Annotated in this window: 18 protein-coding genes; 12 read left to right on the forward strand and 6 right to left on the reverse strand. The window is 70.0% G+C overall.

Annotation, left to right across the window (positions count from 1 at the left end):
- Positions 1-129 precede the first annotated feature (129 nt).
- Entirely contained in the window at positions 130-690 is a 561-nt protein-coding gene (locus tag KPL78_RS09775; protein WP_219762756.1) for a cysteine dioxygenase family protein, read from the forward strand.
- A gap of 401 nt (positions 691-1,091) precedes the next feature.
- On the opposite strand, the gene araD is transcribed toward KPL78_RS09775, so the two are convergent.
- Positions 1,092-2,819 (reverse strand): L-arabinonate dehydratase, encoded by a 1,728-nt coding sequence (gene araD, locus KPL78_RS09780; RefSeq protein WP_219762757.1) that lies wholly within the window; start codon positions 2,817-2,819, stop codon positions 1,092-1,094.
- Positions 2,820-2,880: 61 nt separating this feature from the next.
- Between araD and KPL78_RS09785 the strand changes: the two genes are divergently transcribed.
- The 8 genes from KPL78_RS09785 to KPL78_RS09820 all read left to right on the forward strand — a co-directional run bounded on the left by KPL78_RS09785 (position 2,881) and on the right by KPL78_RS09820 (position 11,010).
- Positions 2,881-3,594: a GntR family transcriptional regulator gene (locus tag KPL78_RS09785; protein WP_219762758.1), complete on the forward strand. Its 714-nt coding sequence runs from the start codon at positions 2,881-2,883 to the stop codon at positions 3,592-3,594.
- A 105-nt stretch (positions 3,595-3,699) separates the two neighbouring features.
- Positions 3,700-4,701, forward strand: a complete 1,002-nt coding sequence (locus KPL78_RS09790; RefSeq protein WP_219762759.1) for a TRAP transporter substrate-binding protein — start codon at positions 3,700-3,702, stop codon at positions 4,699-4,701.
- Positions 4,698-5,213, forward strand: coding sequence for a TRAP transporter small permease (locus tag KPL78_RS09795; protein ID WP_219762760.1), 516 nt, complete (start codon positions 4,698-4,700; stop codon positions 5,211-5,213). The genes KPL78_RS09790 and KPL78_RS09795 overlap by 4 nt, the downstream gene beginning before the upstream one ends.
- A gap of 7 nt (positions 5,214-5,220) precedes the next feature.
- Positions 5,221-6,519 carry a TRAP transporter large permease gene (locus KPL78_RS09800; protein WP_219762761.1) on the forward strand — a complete coding sequence of 433 codons (1,299 nt, stop codon included), beginning with the start codon at positions 5,221-5,223 and terminating at the stop codon, positions 6,517-6,519.
- 2 nt (positions 6,520-6,521) lie between these two features.
- On the forward strand, positions 6,522-7,364 hold the full coding sequence (locus KPL78_RS09805) for an NAD-dependent epimerase/dehydratase family protein (protein ID WP_219762762.1): 843 nt from the start codon (positions 6,522-6,524) through the stop codon (positions 7,362-7,364).
- 5 nt (positions 7,365-7,369) lie between these two features.
- Entirely contained in the window at positions 7,370-8,221 is an 852-nt protein-coding gene (locus KPL78_RS09810; RefSeq protein ID WP_219762763.1) for an aldose epimerase family protein, read from the forward strand.
- Between the two features lie 9 nt (positions 8,222-8,230).
- Positions 8,231-9,394, forward strand: coding sequence for an FAD-dependent oxidoreductase (locus KPL78_RS09815; protein ID WP_219762764.1), 1,164 nt, complete (start codon positions 8,231-8,233; stop codon positions 9,392-9,394).
- On the forward strand, positions 9,391-11,010 hold the full coding sequence (locus tag KPL78_RS09820) for an acyl-CoA dehydrogenase family protein (protein WP_219762765.1): 1,620 nt from the start codon (positions 9,391-9,393) through the stop codon (positions 11,008-11,010). The genes KPL78_RS09815 and KPL78_RS09820 overlap by 4 nt, the downstream gene beginning before the upstream one ends.
- A 177-nt stretch (positions 11,011-11,187) precedes the next feature.
- Here KPL78_RS09820 and KPL78_RS09825 read toward each other — a convergent pair whose 3' ends face one another.
- The 3 genes from KPL78_RS09825 to KPL78_RS09835 all read right to left on the reverse strand — a co-directional run bounded on the left by KPL78_RS09825 (position 11,188) and on the right by KPL78_RS09835 (position 13,593).
- Positions 11,188-12,522: a CCA tRNA nucleotidyltransferase gene (locus KPL78_RS09825; RefSeq protein ID WP_369412713.1), complete on the reverse strand. Its 1,335-nt coding sequence runs from the start codon at positions 12,520-12,522 to the stop codon at positions 11,188-11,190.
- Positions 12,519-12,767 (reverse strand): hypothetical protein, encoded by a 249-nt coding sequence (locus KPL78_RS09830; RefSeq protein WP_219762766.1) that lies wholly within the window; start codon positions 12,765-12,767, stop codon positions 12,519-12,521. Before KPL78_RS09830 ends, KPL78_RS09825 begins: the two co-directional genes overlap by 4 nt.
- Before the next feature lie 97 nt (positions 12,768-12,864).
- On the reverse strand, positions 12,865-13,593 hold the full coding sequence (locus tag KPL78_RS09835) for an aspartate/glutamate racemase family protein (protein ID WP_219762767.1): 729 nt from the start codon (positions 13,591-13,593) through the stop codon (positions 12,865-12,867).
- A gap of 198 nt (positions 13,594-13,791) precedes the next feature.
- On the opposite strand from KPL78_RS09835, the gene KPL78_RS09840 reads away from it, so the two are divergent.
- The 3 genes from KPL78_RS09840 (at position 13,792) to KPL78_RS09850 (ending at position 15,684) form a co-directional block, all read left to right on the forward strand.
- Positions 13,792-14,556 carry a 3-ketoacyl-ACP reductase gene (locus KPL78_RS09840; protein ID WP_219762768.1) on the forward strand — a complete coding sequence of 255 codons (765 nt, stop codon included), beginning with the start codon at positions 13,792-13,794 and terminating at the stop codon, positions 14,554-14,556.
- A gap of 148 nt (positions 14,557-14,704) precedes the next feature.
- Positions 14,705-15,412 carry an ATP12 family chaperone protein gene (locus KPL78_RS09845; RefSeq protein ID WP_219762769.1) on the forward strand — a complete coding sequence of 236 codons (708 nt, stop codon included), beginning with the start codon at positions 14,705-14,707 and terminating at the stop codon, positions 15,410-15,412.
- Positions 15,409-15,684 carry an acylphosphatase gene (locus KPL78_RS09850; RefSeq protein WP_219762770.1) on the forward strand — a complete coding sequence of 92 codons (276 nt, stop codon included), beginning with the start codon at positions 15,409-15,411 and terminating at the stop codon, positions 15,682-15,684. The genes KPL78_RS09845 and KPL78_RS09850 overlap by 4 nt, the downstream gene beginning before the upstream one ends.
- 42 nt (positions 15,685-15,726) lie before the next feature.
- On the opposite strand, the gene KPL78_RS09855 is transcribed toward KPL78_RS09850, so the two are convergent.
- Positions 15,727-16,419 (reverse strand): J domain-containing protein, encoded by a 693-nt coding sequence (locus tag KPL78_RS09855; RefSeq protein ID WP_219762771.1) that lies wholly within the window; start codon positions 16,417-16,419, stop codon positions 15,727-15,729.
- Positions 16,416-17,117: a vWA domain-containing protein gene (locus KPL78_RS09860; protein WP_219762772.1), complete on the reverse strand. Its 702-nt coding sequence runs from the start codon at positions 17,115-17,117 to the stop codon at positions 16,416-16,418. Before KPL78_RS09860 ends, KPL78_RS09855 begins: the two co-directional genes overlap by 4 nt.
- Between the last annotated feature and the right edge of the window lie 60 nt (positions 17,118-17,177).

The following is a 17,177-nucleotide window of genomic DNA, read 5'->3' on the forward strand; positions in this document are numbered from 1 at the left end:
GCGGCAAGCGGGGGCGCGGCGCCGGCCGGCCGGAGGAGGAATTGGCGTGCTTCGGCGCGACGCAGTGCGTAACCTTTTGCTCACGGCCTGCGCATGAGCAGAATATCCCCTCGGACCGGAGGAACCGCCATGTTTGATCTCGACCGTTTCATCACCGACTGCCGCGACGCCATCGCCGAGGACAGCAGCCACAAGGCGGTGCGCGAGGTCGTCGCCCGGGCCGTTGCCGACCATGCCAGTGTCATCCGCGCCCTGGGCGAGCCGACCAAGGCCGGTCTGGTGGCACTCTACCGCTCGCCGGACCTGACCATCCTGAACCTGGCGTGGGGCCCCTATATGACCTTGCAGCCACACGACCATCGCATGTGGGCCTGCATCGGCATCTACGGCGGGCGCGAGGACAACATCTTCTGGCGCCGCATCGCCGAGGGCGATGGCCACCACATCGAGGCCGCCGGCGCCAAGGCGATCGGCACCGGCGACTGCACGGTGCTGGGCAAGGATATCATCCATTCGGTGACGAACCCGATCCCCCGCCTGACCGGCGCCCTGCACGTCTATGGCGGCGACTTCTTCGCCGCCCATCGCAGCGAATGGGACCCGGAGACGCTGGACGAACGCCCCTACGATTCCGCGAACGTGATCAAGCGGTTCGAGGAGTCCAACGCAATGCTGTCGAGCGGGCACTGAACGCAGGACGGGACGAAGGCGGCTCACCGATCGCCGGAAGGGCCGCGGCGGGGGTTCGGCGCCAGGCGCGCACGGAAACGGGCGAAGGGGGAAGGGCTCTGCCCTCCCCCGTTCCCCCCACCCGCCAAAGGCCACGAGGCCTTTGGAAACCGATACCTGGCGCCGGGCCGGCAAGCTGCGCATCGTTGTTCAACGCGCGCCGCATACGTGGACCGGACCATGTCCGGGCGCAGGGCGCACGCATCATGCCGCATGACGCACCCTGCCAATCACAGGATCGAGGTTTCCAAAGCCATTGGCAGGGTGAGGTGTGGGAAGGGGCGGGGCCGCCGTCCATCGCCAACAACGCCCGATCGCCCCGCGCCCAGATCTCCAACCGCCCGCGATGACAGGCGGAGATGCTAGTAGATATCCGGCTCCGGCGTCGGCAGCGTCCCTTCCAGGAAGCGCAGGTCGCAGCCCTCATCCGCCTGAGTGACGTTGTCGAGATAGAGCGACGTCCACCCCCGCCCGTACCGCCGCGGCGGCGGTGTCCAGGCGGCGCGGCGGCGTTCCATCTCGGCGTCGTCCACCAGCAGGTCGAGCTTCCGGTTCGCGACATCCAGCCGAATCAGGTCGCCGTCCTGCACGAAGGCGAGCGGCCCGCCGACATGGCTTTCGGGCGCGACATGCAGCACGCAGGTGCCATAGGAGGTGCCGGACATGCGCGCATCGGAAATCCGCACCATATCGCGCACGCCCTGTTTCAGCAGTTTCTGCGGTAGCGGCAGCATGCCCCATTCGGGCATGCCCGGCCCGCCCTGCGGCCCGGCCTGCTTCAGCACCAGCACGGAATCAGCCGTCACGTCGAGGTCAGGGTCGTCAAGCCGCTTCTTGAGATCGGCATAGTTCTCGAACACCACGGCCGGACCGGTGTGCTGCAGCAGACGCTGTTCGGACGCGCTGGTCTTGATCACCGCCCCGTTGGGCGCGAGCGAGCCCTTCAGCACGGCGAGTCCGCCTTCCTCTTGCAAGGGCTTGTCGAGCGGCAGGATGACGCTCTCGTCGAAGACCTCGGCGGTCGCGATGTTCTCGCCAACCGTCTTGCCGGTGACCGTCTTCGCGGAGAGATCCAGATAATCGGCAATGCGCTTCATGAAGGCGCGCGCACCGCCGGCGTAGAAGAAATCCTCCATCAGCTTCTCGCCGGCATTCGGGCGGAGATTGGCGAGAAGCGGCACGCGCGCAGACAACCGGTCGAAGCGCTCGAGGTCGAGCATCACCCCCGCGCGCCGCGCCATGGCAATCAGGTGCGGGATGGCATTGGTGGACCCCCCGAAAGCCATGGTGGTGGTCACGGCATTATCCACGCTGCCCTCGGTGATGATGGCCTGGGGCGTCAGGTCCTCCCAGACCATCTCGACGATGCGCTTGCCGGATTCCGTCGCCATGCGCGGATGGGCGGAATCGGCGGCGGGGATCGAGGACGCACCAGGCAGGGTGAAGCCCAGCGCCTCGACCGCCAGCATCATCGTCGCGGCCGTGCCCGCCGTCATGCAGGTGCCGAAGGATCGCGCGATGCCGCCTTCCATGTCCTTCCATTGCTCGGGCGTGATGTTCCCCGCGCGCAGCTCCGCATGATACTTCCAGACATCGGATCCCGAACCGAGCGTCTTCCCACGCCAGTTGCCGCGCAGCATCGGCCCCGCCGGCACGAAGATCGAGGGCAGGCCGGACGAGATCGCCCCCATCATCAGCCCCGGCGGCGTCTTGTCGCAGCCGCCCAGCAGCACCAGCCCATCGCAGGGATGGCTACGCGCCAGCTCCTCCGTCTCCATCGCGAGGAGGTTGCGATACAGCATCGAGGTCGGCTTCTGGTACTGCTCTGTCACCGGATGCGCCGGCAGTTCGACCGGGAAGCCGCCGGCCTGCCAGACGCCGCGCTTCACTTCCTCCGCCCGCGTGCGGAAGTGGAAATGGCAGGGGCTGAGTTCCGACCAGGTGTTGATGATGCCGATCACCGGCTTGCCGCGGAAATCGCTCTCGGCAAAGCCTGCCTGCAGCATCCGGCTGCGATGGCCGAAGGCGCGCAGATCCTCGACGCCGAACCAGCGGTGACTGCGCAGATCCTCGGGTCGCTTGCGGGGCATGGCGTCGGCTCCTCCTCCAATCGCTTCCCGACAAGGCTGCCAACTGCTATGGCAGTTGTCCATGGCCGCTGGCAGGACAGCCCCGGGGAGACTCGCGCCGCTGGCCGAGGAGGACACGCTCTCCCTCGGCGAGCGCGCCTATCGTCGCCTGCGCGAATCGATCGTGCAGGGAAGGCTGCCAGCCGGGCGGAAGATCTCGGAACGCAGCATCGCGGGCGAACTCGGCATCTCCGCCCAGCCGGTGCGGGAGGCACTGCGGCGGCTCGAACAGGACGGCATGGTCGTCACCCTGCCGCGCCGCGGCACGGTGGTCGCAGAGATGGGCCCGGCGCAGCTCGGCGAACTCGGCCGCATCCGCGCCGCGTTGGAAGGCGTGGCCTGCGCGCTGGCTGCCGAGCGCATGGATGCCGAATCACTCGCTGCCATCGCCGCCGTCCTGAAACGCATGAAATCCGGCACCGATGCCGCCGACCACGACACCATCGACGAAGCGAATGAGGAATTCCACGCCCTGATCCACCGGGCGACGGGCAACCTCTTTCTCATTCGTTCCCTCGCCTCCCTGCGCGCCTACGACAATCTCGGCCGGCATCGGGCGGTGGGCAGCACCCCACGCGACCTGCCGAAGGCGTTGGTCGAACATCGCGGCATCGTCGCCGCGCTGAAGAAGCGCGACCCGGCGCTGGCCGAAGCACGCATGCGGCACCACATCCTGCGCTCCCTGGTGACCAACGGCGTCCTGCCGGCGCCCGAACGGAAGCCGCGCCGGCCGTAACACCGTCGCCGTTGACGCCGGGCAAGGACGCGCTTCACACTGCCATCTGCTATTGCAGTTAAGCACCCGAGGGGCGGCCCACCGCCCCCGTTCGAGGAGACATCCATGACCCCCAGCACCACGCGGCCCCGCCGCGCCTTGTTCGCTGCCGTCGCGGCTGCCGCGCTCGGCGTCTTCGGCCTCACCGCCGCCCCCGCCGCGGCGCAGGAATGGCGCGGCTGGAACATCCATGCCGCGGACTACCCGAACGGCATCGGCATGGATGCCTTCACGCGCATGGTGGGTGAGCAGACCAATAACCGCATCCGCATGCGCACCTTCCATTCCGCGCAGCTCGGCCAGCAGGACGAGGCGATCCAGCAGATGCGCCTCGGGACCATCGACTTCGCGAACTTCAACCTCTCGCCCTTCAACAACCTGGCGCCGTCCACCAATGTCGTGACGCTGCCCTTCCTGTTCCGCAACGTCGCCCATATGCAGGCGGCGATCGACGGGCCGGCCGGCGCGGCGATTGCCGAGGACCTGGAGAAGATCGGCATCATCGCCCTGGCCTGGTACGACGCCGGCGCGCGCAGCCTCTACACCACGCGCCCGGTGCGAACGCCGGCGGACCTGCGCGGCATGAAGATCCGCGTGCAGACCTCCGACCTCTGGATCGACCTGATGCGCGCGCTGGGTGCGAACCCGACACCCCTGCCCTTCGGCGAGGTCTTCACCTCGCTCCAGTCCGGCGTGATCGACGGCGCGGAGAACAACTGGCCGTCCTATGAATCAACGCGCCACTTCGAGGTGGCGCGCTTCTACACCACCACCGAGCATTCCAACGTGCCAGAGGTGCTCGCTGTATCCCGCCAGCGCTGGCAGCGGCTGAATGAACAGGACCGCGCCATCCTGCGCGCCGCCGCTGTCGAATCCGCCGCCATCCAGCGCCGCGCCTGGGCAGAACGCGAGCGCGTCTCGCGCGAGCGCGTCGTCGCTGCCGGCGTGACAGTCATCGAGATCACCGACCGCACGCCGTGGTCGTCCCTGATGGAACCGGTCTACGCGAAATACGCGTCGGATCCGCGCCTCGCGGCGCTGGTGCGCCAGATCCGCGAGATGCCGTGAAGGCCTTCTCGCGGGCGCTCGACATCCTGTCGGCGCTGACGGTGGGGCTGGCGGGCGCGGCGCTCGTCGGCCTCCTTGCCATGATGGGCTGGCTGGTCTTCGGCCGCTACGTGCTGAACGACACGCCCACCTGGATCGAGCGCGCGGCGACCCTCGCCATCCTCGCCATCGCCATGCCGGTCGCGGCGGTCGGGGTGCGCGAACGCTTCCACCTCTCCGTCCTCGGGATACGCGAATCGCTGCCGATCGGCGCGCAGCGCTGGATCGCGATGGGCTGCGACGCGGTGATGGGGCTGTTCGGCCTCGGCATGGCGGTGTGGTCCTGGGAACTCGTCGGCATGGTCGCGGCCTTCAAGATCCCGCTGCTCGGCATCAGCCAGGGCTGGACCTATGTGCCGATGGTCGCGGGCGGCGCGCTGATGGTGCTCTACGCCATCGAGCAGCTGCTGAAGGACCTCCTGTCCAAGGAAGGCCCGGAACAGCGCGGCGTCACTGCCGCCTTCCTGGAGTGACGCGCGCGTGGAACCTGGTCTGCTCCTGATCTTCGCGGTCTTCGGAATCGGCGTCATCGCCGGCGTGCCGGTCGCCTTCTGCCTCGGTATCGCCGCGGTCGCGGGCTTCATCTACGAGGGCCTGAACCCCGCCGTCGCCTTCCAGCAGATGGCGAGCGGCATGAGCATCTTCGCGCTGCTCGCCATCCCCTTCTTCATCTTTGCCGGGGAGATCATGCTGCATGGCGGCATCGCGCGGCGGCTGGTGGCGCTCGCCAGCGCGGCGGTGGGTTGGATGCGCGGTGGGCTCGGTATGGTGGACGTCTCCACGTCCATGCTGTTCGGCGGCATTTCGGGTTCGGCGGTGGCGGATACCTCAGCGACCGGCGTCATCCTGATCCCGGCGATGAAGTCCAAGGGCTATGGCGTGGACTATGCGGTGTCGCTGACGGTCACCTCGTCCATCGCCGGCATCCTGATCCCGCCGAGCCACAACATGATTCTCTACTCCCTCGCGGCGGGGGGCGGCATCTCGGTCTCGGCGTTGTTCATCGCGGGCATCGTGCCGGGCGTGCTGATGTGCCTCTTCCTCGGCATCGCGGCCTATGTGATGGCGGTGCGGCGCGGCTATCCGGCGGATGGGTGGAAGGGGTTCCGCCACCTGCTCTGGGCCTTCGTCGATGCGCTTCCCGGGCTGTTCACCGCCTTCATCATCCTGGGCGGCGTGTTGACCGGGGTCTTCACCGTGACGGAAAGCGCCGCCTTCGGGGCGATCTGGGCGCTGCTGGTCACGCTCCTGGTCTACCGCGCCCTGTCCTGGGAACAGTTCACCGTCGCCGTGCGATCGAGCGTGCGCACCACGGCAGTGGTCTTCCTATTGGTCGGCACCGCGACGGCCTTCGCCTGGCTGCTGGCCATGTACCGCCTGCCCGACATCCTGACGCAGGGCATGCTCGCCATCAGCGACAGCCCCATCGTCATCCTGGTGCTGATCAATCTCTGCCTGCTGGTGCTCGGCTGCGTGATGGACATGGCGGCACTGATCCTGATCACCACGCCGATCTTCCTGCCGGTGGTGACGGCGATCGGCATGGACCCGGTGCAGTTCGGCATGGTGATGATGATGAATCTCGGCCTCGGCCTGACGACACCGCCGGTCGGCGCCGTGCTTTTCGTCGGCTGCGCCATCGGGCAGATCCGCATCGAGCAGATCATGCGCACCATCATTCCCTTCTGGGGCGCGATCCTTGTCGCGCTGGCCCTGACCACCTATTGGCCGGCCATATCCCTGACCCTGCCGCGCCTGCTGCTCGGCTACGGAGGCTGACCATGACCGCACCATCGAAGCCCGTCCTGCTGACGGGCGCCTCCGGCAATCTCGGCCGGCACCTCGCGAAGACATTGGCGGAGAAGGGCTGGACGCTCCGCCTGACCGACATCGCGCCCTTCCCCGACCCGCTGCCCGCCGGCGCGACCTTCGTGAAGGCCGACATCAATGACGGCGTCGCCCTGCTGCGCCAGGCCGAGGGCTGCGCCGCCATCCTGCATTTCGGCGGCGTGTCCACCGACCAACCCTTCGAGACGGTGATCGGCCCGAACCTCCGCGGCCTATATCATGTCTATGAGGCCGCACGGCGCGAGGGCGCCCGCGTCGTCTTCGCGAGTTCCAACCACTCCATCGGCTTCCACGAACGGCCGAAGGGCAACGAGGCGAAGCTCGACTACGACTGCGCCTTTCGCCCCGACAGCTACTACGGCCTGTCCAAGGCGTATGGCGAGCTGATGGGCCGGATGTACTGGGACAAGCATGGCGTCGAGAACGTGAATCTGCGCATCGGCTCCTGCTTCCCGAAGCCGATCGACCGCCGGATGCTGTCCACCTGGCTGTCCTATGCCGACCTCACCCGGCTGGTCGAACGCTGCGTCGTCGCGATCCATGCCGGCCATGCGGTGATATGGGCCTGCTCGAACAATCCGGCCTCCTATTGGGGCAAGGACCATCGCGACCGCATCGACTGGACGCCGCTCGATTCCGCCGAGCCCTGGCGCTCGGAAGTCGAAGCCATCACGGCCGATCCCGTCTCCGAGCGCTATCAGGGCGGCGGCTACACCACCTCGGAATATTCGCGGAAGACGCCCTCCCCGCGCGACGCCTTCGATCTGGAAGGCTGACGCCGATGCTGCGGCTGCATGCCGGGCCCTGGGTAGCGGACCTCGCGCCCGAGGATGGGGGCGGCATGACGCTGCTGCGGCACGGAGACCACGCGATCCTGGTGCCCGCGCCAGAGGGAGCACGCCTCGGCGGCCCCTTCGGCGCCTTCTGGATGATCCCCTGGGCGAATCGGCTGGATGGCGGCCGGCTGGGGCCGCATCGCCTGCCGATCAACCGCGTGCCCGAGGGTACGGCGATCCACGGCCTGTCGCGCGACCGCGCCTGGGATGTCGCCGAGGCCGCGCCCGACCATGCCGTGCTGGTGCACTCCGTCAATGCCGCGCCCTATCGCTACGAGGCGCGGCTGGCGACGACGCTGACGACCGACAGGCTGACCCTCGACCTCACCGTCACCAACCGCGGTGCCGAGCCCCTGGCCTTCGGCGTCGGCTGGCATCCCTGGTTCGTGCGACCCGCGGGAACGCGTCTCGCCTTCCGGGCGACGCATCGCTGCACTCATGACGCGCGCTGCCTGCCGGTTTCCGCGGAACCCACGCCCGGCCTGGATGGGGGCGAGGATGTCTTCCTCGGCCTCGACACGCATTTCCCGGGCTGGGACGGGACCGCGACGATCGCCTGGCCGGAGCTGACCCTGACCATGACCGCCACCGGCGCGCTGGCGACGAACCTTCAGGTCTATGCCCCGCGCGACCGGGCGGTGCTCTGCGTCGAGCCCTCCTCCCACCTGCCGGATGCGCCGAACCGGCCGGACTTCGCGCGGCTCGGCCCGATGCGGGTGCTCGCGCCGGGCGAATCCTTGTCCGGCATCATCACCCTGTCGGTGGAAGGTTCACATCGGGGCGGGGGCGCGGCATAGGATGGGCACATGGCCTCCTCCCCCACCGCCCTCGTCCTCGGCGCCGGCATCATGGGGCTGTCCGCCGCCTGGGCCCTGTCCCGGCAGGGCTTCGCCGTGCGGATCGTCGAGCAGGATCCGGTTCCCAACCCCCGCGGTTCCTCGGTCGATCACCACCGGCTGATCCGCCATGCCTATGGCGGCCAGGCCGGATACATGCGCATGGTCGATCCGGCCTATGCGGCCTGGGACATGGTCTGGCGCGACCTGGGCGAGGTGCTGCACGTCCCCACGGGCGTGCTCGCCGTGTCGGGCAGCCCGGCGGGCTGGCTCGGCGAGAGCCGGGCAACGCTGGCCGCCGATGGCCTGCCCTTCACCGACCTGACCGCGACCGAGGTCGCCGCGCGCTTCCCGATCTTCACCGAATCGGGCATCGGCGCGGCGTTCCACATGGACGCCGGCGGCGTACTGCTGGCCGAGCGCATTGTTGCCGGCCTCGCGCGCCAGATCGCCGCGCGCGGGGTGGCGATCGAACGTGCCCGTGTCGCCGATGTCGATGCCGAACGCGCCCTGCTGCATCAGACCGACGGCACCACGCGGAGCGCCGACCTGCTGGTCGTGGCCGCCGGCCCCTGGGCGCCACGGCTGCTGCCTGCCGCGCTTGCACCGCGCGTCGTCGCGTCCCGGCAAATCCTCGTCCTGCTGGAACCGCCGGCGCAGCACCGCGAGGCCTGGGCGCGCGCGCCGATGCTGCTCGACCTCGCCGAGGATGGCGGCTTCTACGCCGTTCCGCCCGTCCTCGGCACGCCGCTCAAGATCGGCGACCATCGCTTCTCCCGGACCGGCGATGCCGAGGCCGACCCGCGCGACGCCACGCCGGCCGAAGCCGAGGAGATCCTCTCCTTTGCCCGCCCACGCCTGCGCGACATGGGCGGCTACCGCATCCTGGGTGCCCGCGCCTGCTACTACGACGTCGAGGACGCCGAGCGCTTCGTCGTCGAACCGCTGTCGCCACGCTGCCTCGTGATGTCCGGCTTCTCCGGCCATGGCTTCAAGTTCGGCCCGGTGCTCGGCCTCGCCCTGGCGGCCGCCGCTGCCGACCCGGCGCTGCTGCCGGCGCTCACTTCCTGGGCCGCCGGCGAGGCCCCGCCCGCCGCCGGTCTTCTCTCTGCCCTGCAAGGCGTACCCGCATGACCTCCACGGCTGCCACCGACCTCATCTTCGGCCTGACCCGCGTGGTCGGCCTGCCCGCCCTGACCGAGAAGGCCGGCGCGCCGCTCGGGGCCGAGGACATCGCGCAGATCATCACCGAGGCCGACCGCTTCTGCACCGAGGTGCTGCAGCCGGACGCGCTCGCCGCCGACCGTGCCGGGGCGACCTATGCCAACGGCCTCGTGAAGACGCCGCCGACCTACCCGGCCGCCTATGCCAAATGGGTGGAGGGCGGCTGGCAGTCGCTCTCGGCACCCGAGGCACATGGCGGGCAGGGCCTGCCGGCCGCGCTGTGGACGGCGATGGTCGAACTGGGCATGGCGGCGGATGCGTCCTTCATGCTCGGCCCGCTGCTGACCGCCGGCGCGATCGAATGCCTCGTCCACTACGCCACGCCGGACCAGGCCGCGAAATGGCTGCCGAAGATGGTCAGCGGCGAATGGACCGGTGCGATGTGCCTGACCGAGCCCAATGCCGGCAGCGACCTCGGCGTGCTGCGCACCCGCGCCGAGCCGCTGGGGAACGGCAAGTATGCCCTGCACGGCCAGAAGATCTTCATCACCTGGGGCGAGCACGACTGCACCGACAACATCGTCTACCTGGTGCTCGCCCGCCTGCCCGATGCGCCTCCGGGATCGAAGGGCATCAGCCTCTTCGTCGCGACCAAGCTGAAGGAAGACGGCAGCCGCAACGACCTGCGCTGCGGCGGCATCGAGCACAAGCTCGGCATCCATGGCTCGCCCACCTGCGTCATGCTGTTCGAGGGGGCGGAGGCCGAGATGGTCGGCCAGCCCAATCGCGGCCTGAACGCCATGTTCGCCATGATGAACAATGCGCGGCTCGGCGTCGGCACCCAGGGCGTGGCGCATGGCGCGGCATCCCTGCGCCTGGCCGAGGCCTACGCCGCCGAGCGCATCCAGGGCGGCGGCAAGCCGATCGCCGAACACCCCGATGTGCAGCGCATGCTGATGGAAATGCGCGCGGTGACGCTCGCCGGGCGGCTGATGGCGCTCGAGACCGCGATCTGCGTCGACCGCCACGCGCTGTTCGGCGACACCGCGGCACAGGCGCGCCAGGCACTGCTGACGCCGATCCTCAAGGCCTGGTGCACCGATCGCGGCGTGGAGACCGCCTCGACCGGCGTGCAGGTGCATGGCGGCATGGGCTTCATCGAGGAAACCGGCGCCGCCCGCATGCTGCGCGATGCCCGCATCGCCCCGATCTACGAAGGCACCAACGGCATCCAGGCGATCGACCTGGTGGTGCGCAAGGTGGCCAAGGATGGCGGGGCGGAGATGCGCGACCTGCTCGCCGAGGTGAAGCGCAACCCCGATGCCCGCCTGCGCGCCGCGGCCGAGCGGATGGAAGCGGCGACGGCCCTGGTGCTGGAAACCCAGGGCCGCGACGCGGCCGCCGCGGAATCGGTCGCGGTGCCGTATCTCGAGGCCGCCGGCTGGCTGGTCGGCGGCTGGATGCTGGCGCGGGCGGCGGCCGAGGACGGCGCGCGCTATGGCGCGCTCGCGGAGTTTTACCTGCGGCGGCTGCTGCCGCGCAGCGGGGGGCGCATCGCGGAGATCGAGGGGGCGCTGGCGGCGTGATCCGCGACCAGGGAGGGGCAAGGCCCCTCCCCGCCGCACCAGCCCGCCTCATCTTTGCGCAAGCAGGCAGGGCCGCCCGACAGCAGAATTGCCTCGGTTAAGTCCCTTGCAATCGTCCGATCCGCCGTGGTAGTTCTTGTTTCGTTCCGGTGAAGACGGCGGGGCCGGATCCCCCACTCAACCCCCGAGTGCGGTCCCGCCGTCCCCATTCGCGAGGCGTCGGCGCAACTCGGCGAGACAGGCCTCGCGGTCGTCGCAACAGCCCCGCGCCATCCACCAGGACCGCAAATCATCCAGCGCAGCGCCCACCGCCGGGCCCGGCGGGATGCCGAGGGCGATCACATCGCGCCCGGCGATGGGAAAGACCGGGATGGGCTCGGATGCGATGGCTGCGCGAAGCCTGGCCCAAGCCACCGGATCGTCGTCAGCCTGGTCGGACCGACGCCACCGATCGGCCGGCAAGGCCGCGGCGAGCCATGACCGGCCGAGCAGGACCACCCGCGGATCGAGACCGCGCCACTGACGATGCAAGGAAGCCAGCAGGCGGCGCAGGCCGGGCTGATCCAGATGCGTCGCCATGCCGAAGCGGTTCGCGGCGGCGTCGGCCGGCGTGCAGTCGGCGAGCGCCTCGACCAGATCCCGCTCCTGCCCCGAGAGCTTCAGGCGGCCCGCAATCTGCCCGATGACCGTCATCGTCCCCTCTCCCTGGCACAGCAGCGCCGCGAGTCGCAGCAGCGGATCGGGTGGCCCGCCCATGGCGATGAGACGCGTGAAGAGCGTGCCGAGGCACGCCTCAGGCAAGACAGCGGGCGCCCGGAGCACCCCGGTCTCGGCCATCAGCGCGAGGGACGCGAGCGGGTCCGGCACTGACAGGATGCGCTTCAGTTCCATCCAGATCCGCTCGGCCGATAGCCGCCCGAGGCCCGGCACCGCGCGCCGGATCGCCGCCACCGCCGCCGGGTCCGGCGCACCGCGCCCATACCGGGCCTGGAAGCGGAAGAAGCGCAGGGCGCGCAGATAGTCCTCGGCAAGCCGCGTATCCGGATCGCCGACGAAGCGCACCAGCCCGGCCGCGAGATCGGTTCGGCCGCCGAAATAGTCGAACAGCGCCCCATCCGGACCGAGCGACATGGCGTTGATGGTAAAGTCGCGCCGCGCCGCATCCTCGCGCCAATCGTCGGTCCATTCGACCACAGCGTGGCGCCCGTCGGTCAGCACGTCGCGGCGCAGGGCCGTCACCTCGACCGGGGCGTGGTTCAGCACTGCGGTCACGGTGCCATGCGCAAGGCCGGTCTCGAACACCTTCAGCCCCGCCGCCCGCAGCCGGTCGGCGATGTCCTCCGGTGCGAAGGGGGCGGCGACATCCACGTCGGCCGCGTCCCGCCCGGCCAATGCGTCCCGCACGCAACCCCCCACCGCCCGCGCACCTGGCAGGACGGCGAGCACCGCGGCAACCTCCGGCTGATCGAGGAAGGCCGGGCGCGTGATCCGCGCAGCCGGGGCGTCGATCACTCGCGCGACTCCCCATGGCCGGGGGCGATGTGGTCGCCTTCCATGTGGGCGGGCACATACTCCGTACCCGGCCGCATGCTGCGCGACAGCCCGTACCAGAATGCCCCCCCCAGCATCAGCACGATGCCGAGCGCGGCGAGCACCAGCAGGATGCTGCTCGGCTCGGCACGCGGGTTCATCCGCCGCCACAGCCCGTAGGCGGCGAAGGGCAGCAGGAAGAGCAGCAGCTCGATCAGATAGGGCATGCGATTCCGTGCCGGGAGCAGGGTTCGGCACGCGGCCGCCCCGCCGGCCCGCGTGCGACACCTGTCGCCCAGAGGTCAAGCCTGCGCGCGACGGGTCTCAAGGCCCAGCGTAGAGCCCCGCCACCTCCGGCGCGAAGCCGGTCAGCGTGCGACTGCGATGGCCGCGCGGATGGCGGGGCATCAGCCCTGCCATGGCCTCGGCCAGGCGCACCGCGGCCTGGGTGCCGTCGATCAGCGGTACGGCGACGCGGGGCTGCAGCAGCGGCGCGATACCGGCGAGCGGTCCGCCGGCGAGGATGATCGCCTCTGCGCCATCCTGCTCCGCGCTTTCCGCACACAACCCCGCCAGCAGGTCGAGCCGTTCCTCCGCTACCGTCCCCGGATCGCCGGAAAACGGCGGCCCCATGCGGAACCCCGCGCAGCGCGCGGTCAGCCCGTGATGGTCCAGGCATTCCTCGAACATGGGCCGCAGCGCGGCGGTAAAGGACACCACGCCGAAGCGCCGCCCAAGCATGGCGGCGGCATGGAAGGCGGCCTCGCTGATGCCGAGCACCGGGACGTCCAGCAGCTCCTTCGCCGCATCCAGCCCCGGATCGCCGAAGCAGGCGATCACCGCCGCATCATATCGGTTCCGGTGCGATGACAATGCTGCGAGCGTGGCCGGTCCGGCGACCAGCCAATCCGCGCGGGTGACGATCAGCGGCAGGCCGAAGGGGGCGGTGACGGCCTCGATGACCGTGCCGGTAGAGGCCACAACCCTTGCGGCAGCACCGATTCTGTCAGTCACCGCCGGGGTTGTGTTGGAGTTCACCACCAGGATCCGCATCGCCTCACCGCCTTGCTGCACCGCACACCTACCCCGTTGACCCGGGGCACCCGCAAATTGTGTCATGACTTTGCTCAGTTCGGGGCAACGTCCAGGAAACGGCGCCGGTCAACGGTCGCAGGCCCGCTCCACCCGAAGGTGGAGCGGGCCTTATGTTGAATCCCCCCGTGACAGGCGTTGCGCAATACGGGGGATCAGATGAAGCCAGCCGCACTCGTCACCGGCGCCCGGCGCGGCATCGGCCGCGCAACCTGCACCGCACTTGCAGCCAAGGGCTTCGAGATCGTGGGTGCCGACATCTCGAATGAAGGCGTGGAAGAGACCCGTGCCGCGGTCGAGGCCGCCGGCGGCCGCTTCACCTTCGTTCTCGCCGATGTCGGGGATGTGGACGCGCATGCGGCGCTGCTGGATGCCGCCTGGGAAGCCTTTGGTGGGCTCGAATGCCTCGCCAACATCGCCGGCGTCCAAGTGGCGAAGCGCCAGGACATGCTGGAGACCACGCCCGACTCCTGGGACCACCTGCTGGACGTGAACACGCGCGGCGTCTTCTTCCTCAGCCAGGCCATCGCGAAGCGCATGATCGCGCCGGGCGCGCCGGTGCGCGGGCATCGCTCGCTGGTGTTCATCTCCTCCATCAACTCGGTGATGGCCTCGCTGAACCGCGCGGAATACTGCGTGTCCAAAGCCGGGGTAACGATGCTGGCGAAGCTCTTCGCCATGCGGCTCGGCCCGCACGGCATCAACACCTACGACATCCAGCCTGGCGTGATCCGCACCGACATGACGCGCGCGGTGTGGGACAGCTACGCGCAGCAGATCGAGGCCGGGGCAACGCTGATCCGCCGCATGGGCGAGCCGGAAGATATCGGCGGCGCGGTGGCGACGCTGGCCTCGGGGGCGATGCCCTACTCGACCGGGCATTCCTTCCCGATCGATGGCGGAATGCTCGTGCCGCGGTTCTGAGCGATCGCGGCGACCGAGGATTGGAGACGGGCTCTGCCGCTCTCCGGTGCGCCCCTCCTCGCCGTATTGCGCCCGCGTCGGACGAAGCCGAATCTTCTCCCCCGCGACGCCTGTCCGTCTCCGGCCCAACCGCGCTAGAGAAGCGTCGATGAAGCGCTTCTGGTCCCATGCCGTTGCCGTGCCGCGCCCTGAGGGCGGCCATGCCGTGCTGCTCGATGGCCGCCCGCTCCGCCTGCCGGGCGGTGTGCCCCTCGCCACGGAATTCGCCCCCTTGGCCGAGGCCATTGCTACGGAGTGGCAGGCTGCCGGGGGCGAGAAGGGCGGCGAGATGTCGATGGAGGACGTCCCGTTGACACGCCTGCTCGGCACGGCGCAGGACCGCATCGCGCCCGATCCTTCGGCCATGGTCGCGGGCCTCGCGAAATACGCCGAGACCGATCTGCTCTGCTATCGCGCGGAGGATGCGGCGCTCGCCGAGCGCCAGGCGCGGGAATGGCAGCCCCTGCTCGACTGGGCGGCCGAGGCGCATGGCGCGCCATTGACCATCACCGCCGGGCTGATGCCGGTGGCGCAGCCGGCGAAGAGCCTGAAGGCCCTGGAGCGGGCGATCGCCGTGCACGAGGTGGAGGAACTCGCGGCGCTCGGCCTTGCCGTGCCCGCGCTGGGCAGCCTGGTACTCGGCCTCGCGCTGTCGGCCGGACGGCTGAACGGGCAGGAGGCGCACCGCTTGGCCGTGCTGGATGAGACGCATCAGGAGGAACGCTGGGGCACCGATGCCGAGGCCGCCCATCGCCGCGCCCGCGCCGCGGCGGATATCGACCTCGCCGAGCGCTTTCTCGCCCTGGTGCGGACGTGACGGCGCGGCGCGTCGTCATTTCCGGGCGGGTCCAGGGCGTAGGCTACCGCGACTGGATGGTGCGGGAGGCGACGCGCCTGGGCGTGCATGGCTGGGTGCGCAACCGCCGCGACGACACGGTCGAGGCGTTGGTCGCGGGCGAGGAGGCGGCCGTGCAGGTGTTGCTCTCCGCCTGCCGCCGCGGCCCGCCAGCGGCGCAGGTCACCCGCATCGCCGAGGATTTCGCCGACCCGCCCGATACGCCCGGCTTCCACCGGCTGCCGACGGGCTGAACGCCGCGCGGGCGGCGCGGGAAGGGGCCGCGCCCTGCCCCGTCAGCGGCCGTTCAGCAACACGTCCCGCGCCGCGTTCACCCGCGCCGCCATCCATGCGCTGCCGCCATGATCCGGATGCGCCGCGCGCATCAGGCGCCGATGCGCTGCGCGGATCTCCTCCTCCGTCGCGCCCTCCTCGAGGCCCAGCACAGCCAGCGCCTCCGTCCGGTCGAGCGGGGCGTCATGCGGGGTCCGCGGCGCCTCGCGCCAGTCGGGATGGGCGCGGTCGAGCCAGGCTTCCAGCAGGGGCACGCTTTCGGGGTCCTGCTGCGCGCAATCGGCCAGCAGGGACGTGAGCTGTTCCAGCGACAGGTCGGCGAGTTCCGAGCCGGCGAAGGAGCCACGCGTCACCCGCCCGGTCATCCGGCCGCTGTCATGGTGCAGCACCATCTCCAGCGTGGCGGTCTCGACCCGGCTTTCCTGTCCGGGACTGGCCTGCCCGCCGCGGGAGAAGGTTCGCGCCGTCCGCCAGGACCGCCAGAACTGGACCAGCAGCGGCGCGAAGAAGGTCAGCGACCAGATCGCCTGCAACCCGCGCCCGGTGAACAGCAGCACTGCCAGCAGCACCACGCCGATGGCGCCGGTGGACCAGATCAGCATCGTCTTCACCGTGCCGACCGAGGCCTGGGCGAAGGCGCGCAGCCCGGCCAGCGCGAGCACCAATGCCAGCCCGCCAAGCGCGATCCAGGTCATCGCGGCCTCGGCAACTGCCCGGCGATGCGCGTCGCGGCGGGGCTGGCCAGGCGCGCCAGCGCGTCCCGGCCGCCCGCCGCGAACACCGCGACGGCGCGCAGCAGGTCCCGCAGCGCATCGGCCGAATGCGAATCGAAGGGCGCATAGGCGCCGCCGGAAACCTTGGCGATCTGGCGGAAGACATTGCCGGCGACGGCATTGCTGCCTTCATGGAAGCAGAAGACCGGCGTGCCGCGCAGACCGAGCTCGCCCGCCACATGGCACAGCGCGTCGACATCCTCCTCCACCGCATCGCCGACCAGCACCATGGCGGCGACCTTCTCGCGCTGCGTTTCGGCGAGGGTGTGCCGCAGCGCCCGCAGGATCTGCGTCAGCCCGCCGAGGCAGGTGACGCCGGACATGCGGCGGGCGAGGTCCGCGCCATCGGTCAGGAAGGGGGTCGCCGCGAAATCCCCATGCCCGCGCCAATAGGCGAGGGAGACGGCAATGCCACCCAGATCGCTGGTAGCGAGGAACATCTCGCCCGTCAGGGCGCAGGCGCGGTCCCAGGAGGGCTGGCGGGACGCCGTGGCATCCACGGCGAAGACGAGGCGTCCAGGGCGGCCGCTGGCAGGTCGCACCGCCGGCATGGCGGCAACCCGGTCGAGGAAGGCGGCGACGGCTCCGGTCGCGCCGGGGCGGACAGGGGGGCGGGTCATGATTCGTCCGATGCTGGCATCCAGTGTCCGTGATGTGAAATGTCTCACTCGCCACGCCAA

It is taken from the genome of Roseomonas alba, from assembly GCF_019430885.1.
GTDB lineage: Bacteria > Pseudomonadota > Alphaproteobacteria > Acetobacterales > Acetobacteraceae > Neoroseomonas > Neoroseomonas alba.